The sequence below is a fragment of the Streptomyces nymphaeiformis genome, from assembly GCF_014203895.1.
GTDB classification, from domain to species: domain Bacteria; phylum Actinomycetota; class Actinomycetes; order Streptomycetales; family Streptomycetaceae; genus Streptomyces; species Streptomyces nymphaeiformis.
Map to the genome: position 1 here is coordinate 113,419 of NZ_JACHJY010000001.1, position 18,439 is coordinate 131,857.

Annotated in this window: 21 protein-coding genes, 1 tRNA gene, 1 pseudogene and 1 riboswitch; of the genes and pseudogenes, 16 read left to right on the plus strand and 7 right to left on the minus strand. The window is 70.0% G+C overall.

What is annotated here, in order from left to right:
* Nucleotides 1-30 precede the first annotated feature (30 nt).
* From GGE06_RS00480 to GGE06_RS00490, 4 genes are all read left to right on the plus strand, one after another.
* Nucleotides 31-456, plus strand: a complete 426-nt coding sequence (locus GGE06_RS00480; RefSeq protein WP_116160768.1) for a M67 family metallopeptidase — start codon at nucleotides 31-33, stop codon at nucleotides 454-456.
* A gap of 117 nt (nucleotides 457-573) precedes the next feature.
* Entirely contained in the window at nucleotides 574-702 is a 129-nt protein-coding gene (locus GGE06_RS43610; RefSeq protein WP_312882985.1) for a putative leader peptide, read from the plus strand.
* A 98-nt stretch (nucleotides 703-800) separates the two neighbouring features.
* A complete protein-coding gene (locus tag GGE06_RS00485) occupies nucleotides 801-1,079 on the plus strand; it encodes a MoaD/ThiS family protein (RefSeq protein ID WP_116160770.1) in 279 nt (92 codons plus the stop codon).
* Nucleotides 1,080-1,084: 5 nt separating this feature from the next.
* Nucleotides 1,085-2,035 carry a PLP-dependent cysteine synthase family protein gene (locus GGE06_RS00490; protein ID WP_116160771.1) on the plus strand — a complete coding sequence of 317 codons (951 nt, stop codon included), beginning with the start codon at nucleotides 1,085-1,087 and terminating at the stop codon, nucleotides 2,033-2,035.
* A gap of 141 nt (nucleotides 2,036-2,176) precedes the next feature.
* Here GGE06_RS00490 and GGE06_RS00495 read toward each other — a convergent pair whose 3' ends face one another.
* A complete protein-coding gene (locus GGE06_RS00495) occupies nucleotides 2,177-2,653 on the minus strand; it encodes a type II toxin-antitoxin system PemK/MazF family toxin (RefSeq protein WP_116160772.1) in 477 nt (158 codons plus the stop codon).
* 202 nt (nucleotides 2,654-2,855) lie between these two features.
* Here GGE06_RS00495 and GGE06_RS00500 point away from each other — a divergent pair, with 202 nt between their 5' ends.
* Nucleotides 2,856-3,611, plus strand: a complete 756-nt coding sequence (locus GGE06_RS00500) for an MBL fold metallo-hydrolase (protein ID WP_116160773.1) — start codon at nucleotides 2,856-2,858, stop codon at nucleotides 3,609-3,611.
* Between the two features lie 73 nt (nucleotides 3,612-3,684).
* Here the strand turns inward: GGE06_RS00500 and GGE06_RS00505 are convergent, their stop codons facing one another.
* Nucleotides 3,685-4,950: a PTS transporter subunit EIIC gene (locus GGE06_RS00505; protein ID WP_116160774.1), complete on the minus strand. Its 1,266-nt coding sequence runs from the start codon at nucleotides 4,948-4,950 to the stop codon at nucleotides 3,685-3,687.
* Between the two features lie 332 nt (nucleotides 4,951-5,282).
* Nucleotides 5,283-6,608 carry a PTS transporter subunit EIIC gene (locus tag GGE06_RS00510; protein ID WP_221517619.1) on the minus strand — a complete coding sequence of 442 codons (1,326 nt, stop codon included), beginning with the start codon at nucleotides 6,606-6,608 and terminating at the stop codon, nucleotides 5,283-5,285.
* A gap of 235 nt (nucleotides 6,609-6,843) precedes the next feature.
* On the opposite strand from GGE06_RS00510, the gene GGE06_RS00515 reads away from it, so the two are divergent.
* The 4 genes from GGE06_RS00515 to rdgB all read left to right on the plus strand — a co-directional run bounded on the left by GGE06_RS00515 (nucleotide 6,844) and on the right by rdgB (nucleotide 9,094).
* Entirely contained in the window at nucleotides 6,844-7,077 is a 234-nt protein-coding gene (locus GGE06_RS00515) for a PTS sugar transporter subunit IIB (RefSeq protein ID WP_086831905.1), read from the plus strand.
* A 168-nt stretch (nucleotides 7,078-7,245) separates the two neighbouring features.
* Nucleotides 7,246-7,977, plus strand: coding sequence for a ribonuclease PH (gene rph, locus GGE06_RS00520; RefSeq protein WP_184929790.1), 732 nt, complete (start codon nucleotides 7,246-7,248; stop codon nucleotides 7,975-7,977).
* A gap of 91 nt (nucleotides 7,978-8,068) precedes the next feature.
* Complete coding sequence (locus tag GGE06_RS00525) at nucleotides 8,069-8,455, plus strand: hypothetical protein (protein ID WP_116160776.1); 387 nt, start codon at nucleotides 8,069-8,071, stop codon at nucleotides 8,453-8,455.
* Between the two features lie 30 nt (nucleotides 8,456-8,485).
* The gene (gene rdgB, locus GGE06_RS00530) at nucleotides 8,486-9,094 is read left to right on the plus strand and encodes an RdgB/HAM1 family non-canonical purine NTP pyrophosphatase (protein WP_184929791.1); all 609 of its coding nucleotides are present in this window, start codon (nucleotides 8,486-8,488) and stop codon (nucleotides 9,092-9,094) included.
* Nucleotides 9,095-9,154: 60 nt separating this feature from the next.
* On the opposite strand, the gene GGE06_RS00535 is transcribed toward rdgB, so the two are convergent.
* From GGE06_RS00535 to bcp, 3 genes are all read right to left on the minus strand, one after another.
* Nucleotides 9,155-9,237, minus strand: a tRNA-Leu gene (locus GGE06_RS00535).
* Between the two features lie 49 nt (nucleotides 9,238-9,286).
* Nucleotides 9,287-10,285 (minus strand): HNH endonuclease, encoded by a 999-nt coding sequence (locus GGE06_RS00540; protein ID WP_116160778.1) that lies wholly within the window; start codon nucleotides 10,283-10,285, stop codon nucleotides 9,287-9,289.
* Nucleotides 10,286-10,439: 154 nt separating this feature from the next.
* Nucleotides 10,440-10,907 carry a thioredoxin-dependent thiol peroxidase gene (gene bcp / locus GGE06_RS00545; RefSeq protein WP_116160779.1) on the minus strand — a complete coding sequence of 156 codons (468 nt, stop codon included), beginning with the start codon at nucleotides 10,905-10,907 and terminating at the stop codon, nucleotides 10,440-10,442.
* A 135-nt stretch (nucleotides 10,908-11,042) separates the two neighbouring features.
* Here bcp and GGE06_RS00550 point away from each other — a divergent pair, with 135 nt between their 5' ends.
* The 3 genes from GGE06_RS00550 to GGE06_RS00560 all read left to right on the plus strand — a co-directional run bounded on the left by GGE06_RS00550 (nucleotide 11,043) and on the right by GGE06_RS00560 (nucleotide 12,221).
* The gene (locus GGE06_RS00550) at nucleotides 11,043-11,363 is read left to right on the plus strand and encodes a DUF3618 domain-containing protein (RefSeq protein WP_116160780.1); all 321 of its coding nucleotides are present in this window, start codon (nucleotides 11,043-11,045) and stop codon (nucleotides 11,361-11,363) included.
* A 46-nt stretch (nucleotides 11,364-11,409) separates the two neighbouring features.
* Nucleotides 11,410-11,748 carry a GroES family chaperonin gene (locus GGE06_RS00555; protein ID WP_116160781.1) on the plus strand — a complete coding sequence of 113 codons (339 nt, stop codon included), beginning with the start codon at nucleotides 11,410-11,412 and terminating at the stop codon, nucleotides 11,746-11,748.
* A 57-nt stretch (nucleotides 11,749-11,805) separates the two neighbouring features.
* A riboswitch (guanidine-III (ykkC-III) riboswitch) is annotated at nucleotides 11,806-11,868 on the plus strand.
* 32 nt (nucleotides 11,869-11,900) lie between these two features.
* Entirely contained in the window at nucleotides 11,901-12,221 is a 321-nt protein-coding gene (locus tag GGE06_RS00560; protein ID WP_116160782.1) for a DMT family transporter, read from the plus strand.
* Here GGE06_RS00560 and GGE06_RS00565 read toward each other — a convergent pair.
* Nucleotides 12,215-14,371, minus strand: coding sequence for a transglycosylase domain-containing protein (locus GGE06_RS00565; RefSeq protein WP_184929792.1), 2,157 nt, complete (start codon nucleotides 14,369-14,371; stop codon nucleotides 12,215-12,217). The two genes, GGE06_RS00560 and GGE06_RS00565, sit on opposite strands and share 7 nt — an antisense overlap.
* Nucleotides 14,372-14,508: 137 nt before the next feature.
* On the opposite strand from GGE06_RS00565, the gene GGE06_RS00570 reads away from it, so the two are divergent.
* The 4 genes and pseudogenes from GGE06_RS00570 to GGE06_RS00585 form a co-directional block, all read left to right on the plus strand.
* A complete protein-coding gene (locus tag GGE06_RS00570; protein WP_181924887.1) occupies nucleotides 14,509-15,309 on the plus strand; it encodes an ABC transporter permease in 801 nt (266 codons plus the stop codon).
* A 22-nt stretch (nucleotides 15,310-15,331) separates the two neighbouring features.
* The gene (locus tag GGE06_RS00575; protein ID WP_116160785.1) at nucleotides 15,332-16,171 is read left to right on the plus strand and encodes an ABC transporter permease; all 840 of its coding nucleotides are present in this window, start codon (nucleotides 15,332-15,334) and stop codon (nucleotides 16,169-16,171) included.
* 6 nt (nucleotides 16,172-16,177) lie between these two features.
* On the plus strand, nucleotides 16,178-17,158 hold the full coding sequence (locus GGE06_RS00580) for an ABC transporter ATP-binding protein (protein WP_184929793.1): 981 nt from the start codon (nucleotides 16,178-16,180) through the stop codon (nucleotides 17,156-17,158).
* Nucleotides 17,159-17,170: 12 nt separating this feature from the next.
* Nucleotides 17,171-18,439: pseudogene (locus tag GGE06_RS00585) on the plus strand (DUF445 domain-containing protein); the annotation flags it as partial.

Sequence of the window (18,439 nt, forward strand, 5' to 3'; positions counted from 1 at the left end):
CGGGACGGCCCGTCTGCTTATCCTGTCGGCATGCTGACCATCACCCGTGCCCTGTACGACCAGATCGTGGCGCACTCCCGCGCGGACCACCCCGACGAGGCCTGCGGCGTGGTCGCGGGTCCGGTCGGCAGCGGACGCCCCGAGCGGTTCATCCCGATGCTCAACGCCGCCCGCTCGCCCACCTTCTACGAGTTCGACTCCGCGGACCTGCTCAAGCTCTACCGCGACATGGACGACCGGGACGAGGAGCCCGTCATCGTCTACCACTCGCACACCGCGACCGAGGCCTACCCGTCCCGCACGGACATCTCGTACGCGAACGAGCCCCAGGCCCACTACGTCCTCGTCTCCACCGCCGACACCGACGACGCCGGCCCCTTCCAGTTCCGCTCCTACACGATCGTCGAGGGCGTCGTGACGGAGGAGGAGGTCAAGGTCGTCGAGGCGTACGAGTAGGGCGCGAGGCGGGCGGAGGACGACGCTCCGCCCGCGTCGTCCATCAGCCGGTCAGAAACCATCCACCATGTGAGATCACATTCCGAAACCCGGACCGGGAATCGATACGATGAGCCCATGGTTTCCCACGACGTGAGCGAAGAGACTCCGAGCACCACCCTGCTCGTGGCACGCCTGCACGTCGACCTGTGCCGCCTCGCCAGTGCGATCTGTACCTCACGCTGTACCGCACGCGCGGCGCTCTGAGCCCCCGGCCGAGCGCCCTCACGTACGAACGTACGACCCCCTCCGCGCGGGGCCACAGAAGCGCGCCCATCACGCCACTTCCGACAGGAGCCCACGCCATGGCCATCGAGGTCCGCATCCCGACCATCCTCCGCACCTACACCGACGGCGAGAAGGCCGTCGAGGGCAGCGGCGACACCCTCGGCAAGCTCTTCGCCGACCTGGACTCCCGCCACCCCGGGATCGAGGCCCGCATCGTCGACGGCGGCAAGCTCCGCCGCTTCGTCAACGTCTACCTGAACGACGAGGACGTCCGCTTCCTCGACGGCATCGACACCCAGCTCACCGACGGCGACAGCGTCACGATCCTGCCGGCCGTCGCCGGCGGCATGGTCTGATCCACATGCGTTACGACTCCTCGCTGGCCGCCGTCGGCAACACGCCGCTGGTCCGCCTCCCCCGGCTCTCGCCCTCGGACGACGTCCGCATCTGGGCGAAGCTGGAGGACCGCAACCCCACCGGCTCGGTCAAGGACCGCCCCGCGCTCCACATGATCGAGCAGGCGGAGAAGGACGGCCGCCTCACCCCCGGCTGCACCATCCTGGAGCCGACCAGCGGCAACACCGGCATCTCCCTCGCCATGGCCGCCAAGCTCAAGGGCTACCGCATCGTCTGCGTCATGCCGGAGAACACCAGCGAGGAGCGCCGCCAGCTGCTCGCCATGTGGGGCGCGGAGATCATCTCCTCCCCGGCCGCCGGCGGCTCCAACACGGCCGTGCGCGTCGCCAAGGAGCTCGCCGCCGAGAACCCGTCCTGGGTGATGCTCTACCAGTACGGCAACCCGGACAACGCGGGCGCCCACTACGCCACCACCGGCCCCGAGATCCTCGCCGACCTCCCCTCCATCACGCACTTCGTGGCGGGCCTCGGCACCACCGGCACCCTCATGGGCGTCGGCCGCTACCTCCGCGAGCACAAGCCCGACGTCAAGATCGTCGCCGCCGAACCGCGCTACGACGACCTCGTCTACGGCCTGCGGAACCTCGACGAGGGCTTCGTGCCCGAGCTGTACGACGCCTCCGTCCTCACCACCCGCTTCTCCGTCGGCTCCGCCGACGCGGTCACCCGCACCCGTGAACTCCTCCAGCAGGAGGGCATCTTCGCGGGCGTCTCGACCGGCGCCGCCCTGCACGCGGCCATCGGCGTCGGCAACAAGGCCCTCAAGGCCGGCGAATCCGCCGACATCGCCTTCGTCGTGGCCGACGGCGGCTGGAAGTACCTCTCGACGGGCCTCTACACGGCCAAGACGACAGAGGAAGCGATCGCCACGGTCCAGGGCCAGCTCTGGGCGTAGGACCTCCGTTGCGGGCGATCGTTCCGCCCCGTTGTGGGCAATCGTTCCGCAGGGCGGAACGGGTGGGCACAACGGAACGGCGCCCCTTGCCGGGCCTGGGCTTCCGTCGCCTGGACCCGCACCTGAACGCACCGCACCCGGCTAACGAGCCAAGTGGCGGACCTGGTCCCACACGACCGGGTCCGCCATTCCCACCCTCCGCCGGAACTCCCACACCGGCACGTCCCGCAGCTCGTCCGTCTCCAGGAAGCTCGGCCGCCCCTGCGCGTCACCCACGGACCCGGGCGGCAGCGCGATCACCCCGGGCCGCTCGTCGTGGTACTTGCTGGTGATCTTGGCGACGAGCGCGCTGTCCTCCCGTACCACGAGCACCAGACACGGCCGGTCCTTCGACCCCGGTCCGTCCTCGTACGGCACGTCCGCCCACCAGATCTCCCCGGCCCGCGGAAGCCGCTCCGGCACCCGCCCCCGTGGCGCGGGACGGCCCGGCGGCCGGGTCCGCCCCGACGGCCCCCGCGACGCCGGACGCCGCGACGACCGCCTCCGCCCATCGGCGAGCGCCACCACCAACGCGATCACCACGACCGCGACCAGCGCGGGCCACCACGACGTGTCCATACCTCAAGAAGGTACCGGCGCGCGCCCCACCCCGCCGCCGCGCCCCGCCATCCATCCGAACCGGTGACAGAGCCCGTGAGTTCGCCCACAACGGGCCACCACGAAGGAGCGGCGGGCCCGGGTGCGCCTTACGCTCGACAGACCGCACAGCCTCCCCTCCCTCAGCGCGCTTTCCGCACCCGTCCACGGAGGTTCTCGCTCCATGAAGCTCACCGTCGTCGGCTGCTCCGGGTCGTTCCCGTCCGCGGACTCGGCCTGTTCGAGCTACCTCGTCGAGGCCGACGGCTTCCGGCTGCTCCTCGACATGGGCAACGGCGCCCTGGGCGAGCTGCAGCGCCACATCGGTCTGTACGACCTCGACGCGATCTTCCTCAGCCACCTGCACGCGGACCACTGCATCGACATGTGCGGGTACTTCGTCGCCCGCTACTACCGGCACGAGGGCGGACGCTGCGACGCGATCCCCGTGTACGCGCCGGAGGGTGCCGAGCAGCGGCTGACCACGGCGTACGCCGACACGCCCTCGGACAGCTCGATGAGCGAGGTCTTCGACTTCCACACGCTGAAGTCGGGCAGCAGCTTCGAGGTCGGCCCCTTCTCGATCCGTACGGAGAAGGTGTGCCACCCGGTCGAGGCGTACGGCATCCGGGTCGAGCACGGCGGCCGTGCCCTCACGTACTCCGGGGACACCGGCGTCTGCGACGCGCTGCACGACCTCGCCGACGGCGCCGACCTCTTCCTCTGCGAGGCCTCCTTCACGCACGGCAAGGAGGACGTCCCGGACCTCCACCTCAACGGCCGGGAGGCCGGCGCGCACGCGGCCCGCGCGCGGGTGGGACGCCTGGTGCTGACCCACATCCCGCCGTGGACGGACGCCGAGCAGAACCTGCGGGACGCGCGCGAGGTCTACGAGGGCCCGTCGGAGCTGGCGCGGCCGGGCGCGGTCTACGAGATCTGAGAAGCGGTCCGAGCAACGGGAAGGGCCCCGGAACCATCCAGGTTCCGGGGCCCTTCCCGCGTACGGGCGAGGCTCACGCCTTGGTGAGGTCCTCGATCTCCTCGTCGGGCTCGCGGCCCGGGGTCGGGAGGTTGAACTTGGTGATCGCGAAGCGGAAGACCACGTAGTAGATCGCCGCGAAGACGAGGCCGATCGGGATGATCATCCACGGCTTGGTCGCGAGGTTCCAGTTCAGCAGGTAGTCGATGCCGCCGGCGGAGAAGGTGAAGCCCGCGTGGACGCCGAAGGCCCAGGTGACGGCCATGGAGACGGCGGTCAGGACCGCGTGGATCGCGTACAGGACCGGCGCGATGAACATGAACGTGAACTCGATCGGCTCGGTGATACCGGTGACGAAGGAGGTCAGCGCGAGGGAGACCATCATGCCCATGACGGCCTTGCGGCGCTCGGGGCGGGCGGCGTGGGCGATGGCGATCGCGGCGGCCGGGAGGCCGAACATCATGATCGGGAAGAAGCCCGACATGAAGATTCCGGCGCTCGGGTCACCGGCGAAGAAGCGGTTGAGGTCACCGTGGACGACCTCGCCGGCGGCGTTGGTGAAGTCACCGATCTGGAACCAGGAGACGGTGTTCACGAACTGGTGCATGCCGACCGGGATCAGCGCGCGGTTGATGAGGCCGAAGAGGCCGGCGCCACCGGCGCCGAGGCCGGTCATCCACTCGCCGAAGCTGGAGATGCCCTCACCGATCGGCTCCCAGACCAGGCCGAAGACGACGCCGACGGCGGTGCCGACGAAGGCCATGATGATCGGGACGAGACGGCGGCCGTTGAAGAAGCCGAGCCAGTCGACCAGCTTGGTGCGGTGGAACCGCTGCCACAGGACGGCCGAGAGCAGACCCATCAGGATGCCGCCGAGGACACCCGGGTTGTTGTACGTCGCGGCGACGTCGACACCCTTGTTGGCGGTCGTGTTGACGACGGCCTCGGTGATCGGGAAGGCCTTCAGCACGTTGCTGTAGACCAGGAAGCCGACGAGCGCGGCCAGGGCGGTGGAGCCGTCCGCCTTCTTGGCGAAGCCGATGGCGACGCCGATGCAGAAGAGCAGGGGCAGGTTGTCGAAGACCGCGCCGCCGGCCGTGGCGAACACGGAGGCGACCTTGTCCCAACCGAGTCCGTCCTTGCCGAAGACGTCGGCCTGGCCGAGACGGAGCAAGATACCCGCGGCCGGCAGAACGGCGATCGGCAGCTGCAGGCTGCGACCGACCTTCTGCAGGCCCTGGAACAGGCCGGATCCGCGCTTCTTCGCGGGAGCGGCGGCCTGGGCGGTGGCCGTACTCATCAACTTCCTCCAGTAAGGCAAGGCGCCGCCAGAGGTGGGAAAAGGGGGTGACGGCGGCGTCTCGTGGAACGCGGTGGTCTGGACCGCGTGGTCTACACCAATGAGTGGTGTAGACCAGTTGTAGCACGTGAGACTTAGATAAGGAACCTGCGAATTCTGTGCGCTCAGCCATAGCCTGAAATGCACGACAAAAGGCCCCCGGACGGTCAGGTCCGGGGGCCTTCCATGGGCCTTACGAGGGGGCCGAAAGCCCCGAAAACGGTCAGGCCCCGCCGCGCGATCGCAAGGTGATCCCAGGGTGATCGAGGCGCTACCTGACGTTCTGACCGGAGCTACTTGACGTTCTCCCGCTCGATCTCCTCCTCGATCTCGTCCGGCTCGCGGCCGGGCGTCTGGAGGTTGAACTTGGTGATCGCGAACCGGAAGATCACGTAGTACACGACCGCGAACCCGAGCCCGATCGGGATGATCAGCCACGGCTTCGTCGCGAGGTTCCAGTTGATCACGTAGTCGATCAGGCCGGCCGAGAAGCTGAAGCCGTCCTTCACGCCGAGCGCCCAGGTGAGCGCCATCGAGACACCGGTCAGCACGGCGTGGATCACGTACAGCAGCGGTGCGATGAAGAGGAACGAGTACTCGATCGGCTCGGTGATGCCCGTGACGAACGAGGTCAGGGCGACCGAGAGCATCATGCCGCCGACCGCCTTGCGGCGGTTCGGCTTCGCGGTGTGGGTGATCGCGAGCGCCGCGGCGGGCAGGGCGAACATCATGATCGGGAAGAAGCCCGTCAGGAACTGGCCGGCGTTCGGGTCGCCCGCGAGGAACATGGGGATGTCGCCGTGGACCACCGTGCCGTCCGGCTTGGTGTACGTGCCGAACTGGAACCAGATGGGCACGTTCAGGAACTGGTGCAGGCCGATGACGAGCAGCGCGCGGTTCGCGAGGCCGAAGATGCCCGAACCCCAGGCGCCGAGTCCGACCAGCCAGTCGCTGAAGTTCTCCAGGCCGTCGCCGATCGGCGGCCAGACCCACAGGCAGATCGAGGCGAACGCGATCGCCACGAACGTCATGATGATCGGCACGAGCCGGCGGCCGTTGAAGAAGCCCAGCCAGTCGACCAGCTTCGTGCGGTGGTAGCGCTGCCAGAACCAGGCTGCCATCAGGCCCATGACGATGCCGCCGAAGACGCCGGGGTTCTGGTACGTGTACCCGCTGAAGGCCTGCTCGGGCGAGAGGCAGCCGCCGTTGATGTCCACCGTGCCCTTCGGGCAGGTCTCGGGGAACTGGCGCAGCACGTTGTAGTAGACGAGGAAGCCGACCACCGCGGCGAGCGCGGTCGAGCCGTCCGCCTTCTTCGCCATGCCGATCGCGACGCCGACGCAGAACAGCAGGGGGAGGCCGAGGTTGCCGTCGAGCAGCGCGCCGCCGGCGCCCGCCATCACCTTCGCGACGTTGTCCCAGCCGAGACCGTCGGCGCCGAACACGTCCGGCTGCCCGAGGCGGTTGATGATGCCGGCCGCGGGGAGGACGGCGATGGGGAGCTGGAGGCTGCGGCCCATCTTCTGGAGGCCCTGGAAGAGCCCGCTCCACGACACGGCCTTCTTCGGCTTGGGTGCCGGTTCCGGTTTCGGTGCCGAGGCGGCGCTGTCGGTACTCATCGGCGTCCTCCCTGCCCGGAACAAGCCGGGCCCGCATCTCGTTGCAGACTGGTGTAGACCAGTTGCGGTAGGCTCCGGGAGCCCGCTGAGGACAGGCCGCCGGTGATCGTCATCATTCGGCAGAACGGCGGCACTCGCTCGCGAAGTTGGGCCAACCGTGGGTTACCGTGACAAAGCGGACCGCAGGTGCGCCGAGATTCGCGTTCTCGCGAACGGAACGGACAGGGAGAAACACATGGCCAGCAAGGCTGAGAAGATCATCGCCGGGCTCGGCGGCATCGACAACATCGAAGAGGTCGAGGGCTGCATCACCCGCCTGCGCACCGAGGTCGTCGACGCCGCGCTCGTCGACGAGGCCGCCCTGAAGGCCGCCGGCGCCCACGGCGTCGTGAAGATGGGCACCGCCATCCAGGTCGTCATCGGCACCGACGCCGACCCGATCGCCGCGGAGATCGAAGACCTGATGTGAGCCACTGACTCACATCGACGAGGGCCCGTCCCGGCAGGGGAACGGGCCCTCTGTCATACCGGCAACGGGCCCTCCGCCCCAGGCGGAACGGACCGTCCGCCCCAGGCGGAACAGGCCCCCCGCCCCAGGCGGAACTGCCCCTCCGCCATGTCCGGCTAGGCTCGTCCCATGTCTCGCATCGACGGCCGTACCCCCGAACAGCTCCGCCCCGTCACCATCGAACGGGCCTGGAGCAAGCACGCCGAGGGCTCCGTCCTCATCTCCTTCGGCGACACCAAGGTCTTCTGCACCGCCTCCGTCACCGAAGGCGTCCCGCGCTGGCGCAAGGGCAGCGGCGAAGGCTGGGTGACCGGTGAGTACTCCATGCTCCCCCGCGCCACCAACACCCGCGGCGACCGCGAATCCGTCCGCGGCAAGATCGGCGGCCGCACCCACGAGATCTCCCGCCTCATCGGCCGCTCCCTGCGCGCCGTCATCGACTACAAGGCGCTCGGCGAGAACACGATCGTCCTCGACTGCGACGTCCTCCAGGCCGACGGCGGCACCCGCACGGCGGCGATCACCGGCGCCTACGTCGCCCTCGCCGACGCCATCACCTGGGCGCAGGACAAGAGGCTGGTGAAGGCCGGCCGCAAGCCGCTCACCGGCACCGTCTCCGCCGTCTCCGTCGGCATCGTCGGCGGCGTCCCCCTCCTCGACCTCTGCTACGAGGAGGACGTCCGCGCCGACACCGACATGAACGTCGTCTGCACCGGCGACGGCCGCTTCGTCGAGGTCCAGGGCACCGCCGAGGCCGAGCCCTTCGACCGCACGGAGCTCAACGCCCTCCTCGACCTCGCGTCCGGCGGCTGCGCCGAACTGGCCGAGATCCAGCGCAAGGCCCTCGAAGGAACCCTCTGACAGCTCGCTGCGTCCTGACGGGCGGGCACCGGGATACGATCCGGGCGCCCGCCCGTCCGCATGTCTGTACGTATCAGGGGGAGGACCCGCCTTGAAGCTGAAGCGCCGTCTCGCACTCGCCACGGCCACGGCCGCCGCGCTGACCACCGTCCTGAGCGGCTGCGGAGCCCTCGACACGGCGATGGACTGCGTCAACACCGCCGACGCGATAGCCACGTCCGTCCAGAACCTCCAGCAGGCCGTCTCCAACGCCTCGAACGACGTGACGCAGATCGAGGAGTCCCTGAACTCGATCTCCACGGAACTGGGCAACATCAAGAACACGACGGACAACGCCGACCTGTCGAAGGCGGTCGACGACCTGACGAAGGGCGTGGACTCCGTCCGCACGGCGGTCAAGAACGGCGACACGACCCCGGACATCACGCCGATCACGGACGCGGCGGGCGAGGTGGCGAAGGTCTGCACCCCGGGCTGATCCCGGTGGTCCGCCCCGGATAATCGGGGCATGACCCGACAGCGCCTGATCCTCGCCACCCGCAACGCGGGCAAGATCACCGAACTCCACGCGATCCTCGCCGACGCGGGCCTCGACCTCGAACTCGTCGGCGCGGACGCGTACCCGGAGGTCCCCGACACCAAGGAGACGGGCGTCACCTTCGCCGAGAACGCCCTCCTGAAGGCCCACGCCCTGGCCCGGGCCACCGGCCTCCCGGCCGTCGCCGACGACTCCGGCCTCTGCGTCGACGTCCTGAACGGCGCCCCCGGCATCTTCTCGGCCCGCTGGTCCGGCACGCACGGCGACGACAAGGCCAACCTGAACCTGCTCCTGGCCCAGCTCTCCGACATCGACGACGCCCACCGAGGCGCCCACTTCGCCTGCGCGGCGGCCCTGGCGCTGCCGGACGGCACGGAACGAGTGGTGGAGGGCCGCATGGAAGGCGTCCTGCGCCACGCCCCGACCGGCACGAACGGCTTCGGCTACGACCCGATCCTCCAGCCGGAGGGCCACGAGGTGACGTGCGCCGAACTGACCCCGGCCGAAAAGAACGCGATCAGCCACCGCGGCAAGGCCTTCCGGGCCCTGGTGCCGGTGGTGAAGGAGCTGCTGGGCTAGGGGTATGGCGAAGGCCTCACCCGAAGAAGTTTCGAGTGAGGCCTTCGAATCAATGGTTCGTGCGGCCTGAGGGATTCGAACCCTCACGGGATTGCTCCCATCGCGCCCTAAACGCGAGGCGTCTGCCGTTCCGCCAAGGCCGCTGGACGCCTGTCATGGTAGCGGGCGGGCGACGGCTTGGGGCAGGGGCGTCTAGACCGATTGGCGGCGGTTGCCTCCCCGACACCATGTTTCGGTCATCGAATGGCAGTTGGGGCACAGGTGGCGAAGGTTCTCGCGACGGTTGTCGAGCCAGTCCCCGTCGATGTGGTCGATCTGCAGGGTGATGGTCCGGCCCCGCCATGCGCCCTCGTTCCCGCACTCGACGCAGCGATACGGGACGCCCACCTCGGCGAGGGCGCGTTGGAGGCGGTCGCGGTTCTCGCGTGACGATCCTTCCGGGCGTACCCGGAAGACCGTATCCGCGATGGCTCTCGGTGCCACGACTCGCACAGTGCCCCATGTGCGGCGTTTGAAGTGCGACGTGTCGAGGCCCAGTTCGGTCACCCGTCGCCGCACCCGGCGATGATTCTGGTCGCTCACGGGGAGGCCGAGTGTGCGCATCACATCGGCGAAGCTGGCGGCAGTGGTCACCGCTGCCCGTAGGCGATCCTCCGGCACTGTGACGCGCCTGTGGGTGAAGTGAGCGATGTCGATCCCACGCACGTCGAGCATGTGCCTCAGTGCGGCGCGGGACCGGCTGTCATCGGCCACGCCCAGAAGCCGGGCCATCTCTCTGACGCTGTGTGTGGATGCTGCGGCCGCTCGGAGCTCACCTGTGGTGAACGGGAGGTCGGTGATCGAGCGGTTCAGGCCGGGGAAGTGGCTCACGTCGATCCCGGCCGCCGCGATTCGCCGCCGGATGTGCGAGAGCGTTCCTGTGGCCGGTGGCACGCCGAGCTTCTGTACGACTTCACGCAGCGTCGTTGAGGAGGCGACTGCGTCGGCGATGGCTCTGTCCGTGTACTTGCGCCACGGGCTGCGCTGCTTGAAATGGCTGGTGTCGATGTCGTACGCGGCGACCTTCGCCTGCAGCGTCCGGCGCCGTCCGCCGCTCTCGCCGACTCCGAGACGACGCATGAGGTCGGCCCAGCCCTTCGACTCCGCCACGGCGGCGCTGAGCCGCTCCCTCGTGTACGCGCTCGTCCCCATCGAGTCGTCCCCTCCCCAGTACGGATCTCGTACGGACTAACGACCCGAATATCGGACGGTCACGCCATATCGCGTACGTGTCGCGTGTCGCGTACGGAAAACGGAACGGCCCGCACCGCCGTATCCGGGGTGCGGGCCGTTCCGGTGGAGGGGCTCAGACGGACAGGTCCCTCATGATCTTGGCCACATGGCCCGTGGCCTTCACGTTGTAGAAGGCGTGCTCGACCTTGCCCTCCTCGTCGACCACGACGGTGGAGCGGATCACGCCCGTCACCACCTTGCCGTACAGCTTCTTCTCGCCGAAGGCGCCGTACGCCGCCAGGGTCTCCTTGGAGGGGTCGCCGACCAGCGTGACCTTCAGGTTCTCCTTCTCGCGGAACTTCGCGAGCTTCTCCGGCTTGTCGGGCGAGACGCCGATGACGTCGTAGCCGGCGGCGGCCAGGACGTCGAGGTTGTCGGTGAAGTCGCACGCCTGCTTGGTGCAGCCCGGGGTGAGCGCCGCCGGGTAGAAGTAGACGATGACCTTGCGGCCCTTGTGGTCCGCGAGGGAGACCTCGTTGCCGTCCGCGTCGGGAAGGCTGAAGGCGGGGGCGGTGTCGCCGGGCTGCAGTCGCTCGCTCATGGCTGGCTCTCCTCGGAATGTTCGCGTACGCATTCCAGAGCCTAATGGGGTCTCATGGGGGTCTGGCGCGACCCGATCGCGGCAGAGCTGACAGACTGAACGTCAACGACCGATTACGACTACGGAGGCAGCGCGGTGTCGGATGCCAGGACCCCTGCGCAGATCGAGGCGGACATCGTCCGCCGGCGCGAGCAGCTCGCCGTCACTCTCGACGAGATCGGCATTCGGATGCACCCGAAGACGATCATCGGGGACGCCAAGGCCAAGGTCACCGCGTCCGTCGACCAGACGGCCGGACGTGCCTACGTCGCCGTCAACCGGGTCTTCTCCGACGTGAAGGCCCGCTTCACCCACGAGGACGGCGCGCCCCGCCTGGAGCGGGTCGTCCCGGCGGCCGTCGTGGCCCTCGCCGTCGTCGGTCTGATCGTCTCGTCCTCCCGCCGGCACAAGGCGTGACCCGGCCCGGCCACGGGCGACACGCGCGGGCAGGTAGGTTCACAGGGTGAGCGAGAACACGCACGACAAGCTGCCCATCCGGATGCTCCACGACCGGGTCCTGGTCCGCACCGACTCCCCGGAGGGTGAGCGGCGTTCCGGCGGGGGCATCCTGATCCCGGCGACGGCCGCCGTCGGCAAGCGCCTGGCCTGGGCCGAGGTGGTCGCGGTCGGTCAGAACGTCCGCACCGTCGAGATCGGCGACCGGGTGCTCTACGACCCCGAGGACCGCGCCGAGGTCGAGGTGCGGGGCGTCGCGTACGTCCTGATGCGCGAGCGCGACCTGCACGCGGTGGCCGCGGACCGCTTCCAGGGGACGACGGACTCGACCGGGCTGTACCTGTAGGACCGAATGAGCGAAAGGCCCTGGTGACCGGAGTCACCAGGGCCTTTGCCCGTTCTTTGCTAGCCTGGAGACACCCCGACGAGACGCGCCGTACCGGGTTTCACGACAAGACGACGCACCCCTGTTGATCCGTCTCGCGGAGGTTCGTCGTCATGGCCTGGGTCCTTCTTCTCCTCGCCGGCCTGCTCGAAGTCGGCTGGTCCATCGGCATGAAGTACACCGACGGCTTCACCCGCCTCTGGCCGAGCGTCTTCACGGTCGCCGGGATCGTCGCCTCGATGGTGCTGCTCGCCCAGGCCACCAAGACCCTCCCCATCGGTACGGCCTACGGCGTCTGGGTCGGCATCGGCGCGGCCGGTGCGGCGGTGCTCGGCATGGTGGTGCTCGGTGAGCCGGCGACCGCCGCCCGTATCTTCTTCGTCTGCCTGCTGCTCGTCGCCGTGGTGGGACTCAAGGCGACCAGCGGTCACTGACGCGTCGTACGCGAAGGGCCGGGACCGTGGTCGGGGCCGTGGCCGGGACCGTGGTCGGGGCCGCGCGACGCCGCGCCCGGTCCCGCCTCGCCCGTCTCGTACCAGCCCTCGGCCCCGTCCGGCGCCGAGGGGACGGGCGGCGCCTCCGCCCCCGGCATCAGCCGGAGCTCGAAGTCCCGGGCCGGTGTCCCGTCCAGGGCCTCGCGGGTGAACCGCCCCCAGATCTCGGCCGGCGCCCCGCCGCCGTCCATCCGCGGCCGTCCCAGGGCGCCGTACAGCGATTCCTGCGATCCGGACTCGGGGTCCTGGCCCATGAGCGCGACGACCGTCGCGAGCTCCGGGGTGTAGCCGGCGAACCAGGCGGCCCTGTCGTCCTCCGCCGTGCCGGTCTTGCCGGCGGCCGGGCGGCCCGCGGCCTGCGCGGCCGTGCCCGTGCCCGTCTCGACGACGCTCCGCAGGATCGACGTGGTCGTGTCGGCGGCCTCGCGGCTCACCGCCTGCCGGCGGGGGGCGGCGGGCAGGTCGAGCCGCCGGCCGTCGCGGCTGATGTCCTCGACGAGGCGGTACGTGCCGTTCCGGCCGTGCGCGGCGAGCGTCGCGTACGCCGAGGCCATGTCGAGGACGCTGGCGGTGGCGGGCCCGAGGGCGATGGACGGGGAGGCGGTGAGGTCGGGGGTGGAGCCGGGCAGGCCGAGGGCGATCGCGGTCCGCCGTACCTGCGAGGGGCCGACGTCGACCGCCATCTGGGCGTACACGGTGTTCACCGACAGGTCCGTGGCGGCGCCGACGGCGATGTCGCCGTAGCTCGCGTCGTCCTCGTTGGCGGGGTCGTACGAACCGCCGCTCCACCCTTCCACCGGGCGCCGGTTGGTGCCGTCGTAGAGGGTGTACGGGGTGATGGGCAGGCCCTGCTGGGTCTGGGCGCCGTTCTGCACGGCGGCCGTGAAGACGAAGGGCTTGAAGGTGGAGCCGACCTGGTAGTCGCGCCGGGTGGCGTTGTTGACGTACTGCTGGGTGTAGTCGACGCCGCCGTACATGGCGAGGACCTTGCCGGTCGCCGGGTCGACGGCCGCGGCCCCGACCCGTACGTACCGGTCGGCGGGGGCGCTCGCCGGGTCGAGCCGGGAGACGACCCGGTCCTCGACGGCGTCGACGAGGGCCTCCTGCTTGGCGGGCTCCAGGGTGGTGGTGATGCGGAAGCCGCCGCCGGCGAGGGTCTTCTCGTCGACGATCCCGTGGTCGGTGAGGTACTCCTCGACGGCCTGGACGAGGTAGCCGCGCTGGCCGGAGAGGGCGGTCGCGGCGCGGGCGGTCTGGGGGGCGGGGAAGCGGGCGGCGGCGCGGGCCGCGGGGCTGAGCCAGCCCTCGCCGACCATGCCGTCGAGGACGTAGTGCCAGCGGGCGACGGCCTTGGCCCGGTTCTCGGGGTGGGTGGTGACGTCGTAGGCGCTGGGGGCCTTGAGGAGGGAGGCGAGGTACGCGCCCTCGGCGGTGTCGAGCCGCTCGACGTCCTTGCCGTAGTAGGCGCGGGCGGCGGCCTGGATGCCGTACGCGTTCCGGCCGAAGTAACTGGTGTTCAGATAGCCCTGGAGGATCTCCTCCTTGCTCTTCTCGCGGCCGAGCTTGAGCGCGATGAAGAACTCCTTGGCCTTGCGGCTGAGGGTCTGCTCCTGCCCCAGGTAGTAGTTCTTCACGTACTGCTGGGTGATGGTGGACCCGGACTGGCGGCCCTTGCCGGTGACGGTGTTCCAGGCGGCGCGGACCATGGCCTTGGGGTCGACGGCGCGCGAGGTCTGGAAGTCGCGCTCCTCGGCGGCGAGGACGGCCCGCCGGACGGCGAGCGGGACCTGGTCGAGGCGGACGCTCTCGCGGTTGACCTCGCCGTCGCGGGCGAGGGGGGTGCCGTCCCGGTAGAGGTAGACGTTGGACTGGGCGACGGCGGCGGCGTTGGCGGGCGGGATCTCGACGAGGAGGTAGCCGGCGGCGAAGGCGCCGGCGAGCAGCAGCGCGCCGAGCAGGAGGGTCCCGAGGAGGGTCCGCAGGACCCGGCGGGGGCGTCGGCGCCGAACCGGGGCGGGGAGGGTGGGGTCCCTGGGTTCCCAGCGGCTCGGATGGGGATCGTCGTCATTCGTGTCGGAGGAAGGGGACATAGCACCACATACTGCACGTAACGTGAGGAAACTCCCTCAACCGACCCGAAGGTGGCGCGAAAACCGCTCGCGGCACGCCGGACGGGACCACTAGGGTCGTGCGCTTCGCCGTTCACCGCTCCGAAGGGACAGGCATGCTGCGGCTGTACGCGACGGTGGCCGCGGGCGGATTCCGGCGTTTCGCCGCCTACCGCGTGGCCACGGCCGCGGGCGTCTTCACCAACACCGTCTTCGGCCTCGTCCTCTCCTCCACCTACATCGCCCTCTGGCACGAACGGCCGAGCCTCGGCGGCTACTCCATGGACGACGCCCTCGCCTACGTGTGGATCGGCCAGGCGCTCATCACCGTCTGCGGGCTGATGGGCGGCGGCTTCGAGGACGAGCTGATCGAACGGATCAGGACCGGCGACATCGCCGTCGACCTCTACCGCCCCGCCGACCTCCAGGCCTGGTGGTTCTCGGCCAACGCCGGCCGCACCGCCTACCAGCTGCTCGGCCGCGGGGTCGCCCCGATGGCGGTCGGCGCGCTCGTCTTCCACTTCACGCTGCCGTCGGGGCCGGGCGGCTGGCTCGCGTTCCTGCTCGCGGTGGCACTGGGCTCGGTGGTCGGCTTCGCGCTCTGGTACCTGGTGGCGATGAGTGCGTTCTGGCTGCTCGACGGCCAGGGAGTGGTGCAGGTGGCCTGGCTGGCCGGCCTGTTCTTCTCGGGGATGCTGCTCCCCCTGAACGTCTTCCCGGGCACGCTGGGCGAACTCGCCCGGCTGCTGCCGTGGGCGTCGCTGCTCCAGGTGCCGGCCGACGTGTACCTGGGGAGGTACGAGGGCTGGGAGCTGGCGGGGGCGTACGGCTTCCAGGGCTGCTGGGCGCTGGTGCTGCTGGGGGCGGGGAGGGCGGCGCAGGGGGCGGCGACACGGAAGGTGGTGGTGCAGGGTGGGTAGGTCTCATGGGCCTCAGGTGGCCATGGCCGATTCGTGGCGCACATACGGGGAGACGGGGATACGGGCCTCCTGGCGCACGTACCGGATGGTCGCGGGCATGTGGATCCGCTCCACGATGGCGTACCGCTCCTCCTTCGCCCTGACCCTCGTCACCAGCTTCTGCGTCACCTTCTTCGACTTCGTCGTGATCCTCCTGATGTTCGGTCAGGTACGGGGCCTGGGCGGCTTCTCGTTCGCTGAGGTCGCCCTCCTCTACGGGACGGCCGGCACCTCCTTCGGGATCGCGGACCTGACGATGGGCTCGCTCCAGCGGATGGGGAAGCGGGTCAGGGACGGCACGCTCGACACGTTCCTGATGCGGCCGGCGCCGCTGCTCGCGCAGGTCGCGGCGGACAAGTTCGCGCTGCGGCGGTTCGGCAGGGTCGCGCAGGGCCTGATGGTCCTGGTCTGGGGGCTGTACCTGCTCCACGTGGAGTGGACGCCGCTGAAGGCGGTGCTGCTGCCGGTGACGGTGGTGTGCGGGGCGGTGATCTTCGGCGCGGTGATGGTGCTCGGCGCGTCGACGCTGTTCTGGATCCAGGACGCGGCGGAGGTCACGAACTCGTTCACGTACGGCGGGAACACCCTCCTCCAGTACCCGCCGACGATCTTCGCGCAGGACCTGGTGCGGGGTGTCGTGTACGTCGTACCGCTGGCGTTCGTGAGCTGGCTGCCCGCGCTGTACGTCCTGGGCCGGCCGATGCCGGCGGGGGTGCCGGAGTGGGCGGCGTTCACGTCGCCGCTGGTGGCGGCGGTCTGCTGCGGGGCCGCGGGACTGGCGTGGCGCGCGGGAATCCGCTCGTACCGATCGACGGGAAGCTGAGGCGTGATGCCCTTCATCGAACTGGACGGGGTCGAGAAGACCTTCACGATCCGACGCAGGACGGGCCTGCTCCGCCGGGAGAAGAGGGAGGTCAGGGCGGTGGACGGCATCTCCTTCGCGGTCGAGCGCGGGGAGATGGTCGGCTACATCGGCCCGAACGGCGCGGGGAAGTCGACCACGATCAAGATGCTCACGGGCATCCTCACCCCCAGCGGCGGCCGCCTGCGGGTCGCGGGCATCGACCCGTCGCGCGAACGCACCCGCCTGGCGCAACGGATAGGAGTGGTCTTCGGCCAGCGCACGACCCTCTGGTGGGACCTGCCGCTGAAGGACTCGTACCGGCTGACACACCGCATGTACCGCATCCCCGACGCCCGCTACGAGGAGAACCTCGCCCGCTGCGTGGACCTCCTCGACCTGGGCGACCTGCTCGACGTGCCCGTACGGCAGCTCTCCCTCGGCCAGCGGATGCGCGGCGACATCGCGGCGGCGCTGCTGCACGATCCGGAGGTGCTGTACCTGGACGAGCCGACGATCGGCCTGGACGTGGTGTCGAAGGCGAGGGTGCGCGAGTTCCTGAAGGACCTGAACGCCACCCGAGGCACGACGGTCCTGCTGACCACCCACGACCTCACGGACATCGAGCAGCTCTGCTCCCGGGTGATGGTGATCGACCACGGACGCCTGATGTACGACGGCGAGCTGGCCGGCCTGCACGCGGTGGGCGAGAGCGAACGGCTCCTGGTGGTGGACCTGGAGCGGGAGCTGCCCCCGATCACAAACGTGCCGGGGGCCCGTTTCGTACGGTCGGACGGCCCGCGTCAGTGGCTCGCGTTCCCGGCGACGGCGTCGGCGGCCCCGCTGGTGGCGGCGGTGGCGTCGAGACATCCCCTCCTGGACCTCTCGGTGCGGGAGCCGGACATCGAGGCGGTGATCGCGAAGATGTACGGGGGAACTCGGGAGGACCGCCGGGAGTCCCTGAGGTAGGAGGTCGAGTCGATGGTGAGTTTCTCGTACACGGCTGCGGACGAGGAGAAGAGCAGAGGCGTCCGGCGCATGAAGACGCTGGCCACGTGCCTGCTGCTCGTCGTGGCCGTGATCTACGGCCTGGCGACGTGGGCGCGGAACGCGGGCTGGGGGGCCTGGGCGGGCTACGTCGCGGCGGCGGCGGAGGCGGGCATGGTCGGCGCGCTGGCGGACTGGTTCGCGGTGACGGCGCTGTTCCGGCGCCCGCTGGGCCTGCCGATCCCGCACACGGCGATCATCCCGACGAAGAAGGACCAGCTGGGAGCGTCCCTTGGCACGTTCGTAGGAGAGAACTTCCTCTCGGCGGACGTGGTACGGGGCAGGCTGAAGGCCTTCGGGATCGGCCGCCGCCTGGGGACGTGGCTGGCGGACCCGGCCCACGCGGACCGGGTGACGGCGGAGGCGTCGACGGCCCTACGAGGCGCACTGACGGTCTTGCGGGACGCGGACGTCCAGGCGGTCGTGGGAGAGGCGATCACCCGCCGCGCCGAATCGGCGGAGATCGCCCCGGGCCTGGGCAAGACCCTGGAGAAGATCGTCGCGGACGGAGCGCACCGCAGGGCGGTGGACCTGATCTGCACCCGGGCGCACGACTGGCTGGTCACGCACGGGGACTCGGTGATGGACGCGGTCCAGGGCGGAGCTCCGGGCTGGACCCCGCGCTTCGTGGACCGGCGGATCGGCGAGCGCGTCTACAAGGAACTCCTCCGCTTCGTGACGGAGATGCGGGACATGCCGGGCCACCCGGCGCGCGGCGCGATCGACCGGTTCCTGGGCGACTTCGCGGCCGACCTCCAGGCGGACACGGACACCCGCGCCCGCGTGGAACGCCTGAAGTCGGACCTCCTGGCCCGCCCGGAGGTCCAGGACATCATCGCCTCGGCCTGGTCCTCGGTCCGGTCCCTGATCATCGCGGCGGCCGAGGACGACCGCAGCCAACTCCGCCTCCGCGCCCGCGCCTCCCTGATCTCCCTGGGCACCCGCCTGGCGACGGACGCGCGTTTGCAGGCGAAGGTGGAGGGCTGGGCGGAAGACGCGGCGGCGTACGTGGTGACGACCTACCGCCACGAGATCACGTCCCTGATCACGGACACGGTCGCCGGCTGGGACGCCACCCAGACCTCCCGCAAGATCGAGGCCAACATCGGCCGCGACCTCCAGTTCATCCGCATCAACGGCACGGTGGTGGGCGCGCTGGCGGGGCTCCTGATCTATACGGTGAGCAGGGTGGTGGGGGGCTAG

What these genes read in the sequence shown, in the direction of transcription:
- GGE06_RS00480 (WP_116160768.1), top strand. Translation starts at nt 31, where the DNA reads ATGCTGACCATCACCCGTGCCCTGTACGACCAGATCGTGGCGCACTCC.
- GGE06_RS00495 (WP_116160772.1), bottom strand. Translation starts at nt 2,653, where the DNA reads ATGGACACGTCGTGGTGGCCCGCGCTGGTCGCGGTCGTGGTGATCGCG.
- GGE06_RS00490 (WP_116160771.1), top strand. Translation starts at nt 1,085, where the DNA reads ATGCGTTACGACTCCTCGCTGGCCGCCGTCGGCAACACGCCGCTGGTC.
- GGE06_RS00565 (WP_184929792.1), bottom strand. Translation starts at nt 14,371, where the DNA reads ATGTCCCCTTCCTCCGACACGAATGACGACGATCCCCATCCGAGCCGC.
- rph (WP_184929790.1), top strand. Translation starts at nt 7,246, where the DNA reads ATGTCTCGCATCGACGGCCGTACCCCCGAACAGCTCCGCCCCGTCACC.
- GGE06_RS00485 (WP_116160770.1), top strand. Translation starts at nt 801, where the DNA reads ATGGCCATCGAGGTCCGCATCCCGACCATCCTCCGCACCTACACCGAC.
- GGE06_RS43610 (WP_312882985.1), top strand. Translation starts at nt 574, where the DNA reads ATGGTTTCCCACGACGTGAGCGAAGAGACTCCGAGCACCACCCTGCTC.
- GGE06_RS00560 (WP_116160782.1), top strand. Translation starts at nt 11,901, where the DNA reads ATGGCCTGGGTCCTTCTTCTCCTCGCCGGCCTGCTCGAAGTCGGCTGG.
- GGE06_RS00510 (WP_221517619.1), bottom strand. Translation starts at nt 6,608, where the DNA reads ATGAGTACCGACAGCGCCGCCTCGGCACCGAAACCGGAACCGGCACCC.
- GGE06_RS00575 (WP_116160785.1), top strand. Translation starts at nt 15,332, where the DNA reads ATGGCCGATTCGTGGCGCACATACGGGGAGACGGGGATACGGGCCTCC.
- rdgB (WP_184929791.1), top strand. Translation starts at nt 8,486, where the DNA reads ATGACCCGACAGCGCCTGATCCTCGCCACCCGCAACGCGGGCAAGATC.
- bcp (WP_116160779.1), bottom strand. Translation starts at nt 10,907, where the DNA reads ATGAGCGAGCGACTGCAGCCCGGCGACACCGCCCCCGCCTTCAGCCTT.
- GGE06_RS00580 (WP_184929793.1), top strand. Translation starts at nt 16,178, where the DNA reads ATGCCCTTCATCGAACTGGACGGGGTCGAGAAGACCTTCACGATCCGA.
- GGE06_RS00500 (WP_116160773.1), top strand. Translation starts at nt 2,856, where the DNA reads ATGAAGCTCACCGTCGTCGGCTGCTCCGGGTCGTTCCCGTCCGCGGAC.
- GGE06_RS00515 (WP_086831905.1), top strand. Translation starts at nt 6,844, where the DNA reads ATGGCCAGCAAGGCTGAGAAGATCATCGCCGGGCTCGGCGGCATCGAC.
- GGE06_RS00505 (WP_116160774.1), bottom strand. Translation starts at nt 4,950, where the DNA reads ATGAGTACGGCCACCGCCCAGGCCGCCGCTCCCGCGAAGAAGCGCGGA.
- GGE06_RS00540 (WP_116160778.1), bottom strand. Translation starts at nt 10,285, where the DNA reads ATGGGGACGAGCGCGTACACGAGGGAGCGGCTCAGCGCCGCCGTGGCG.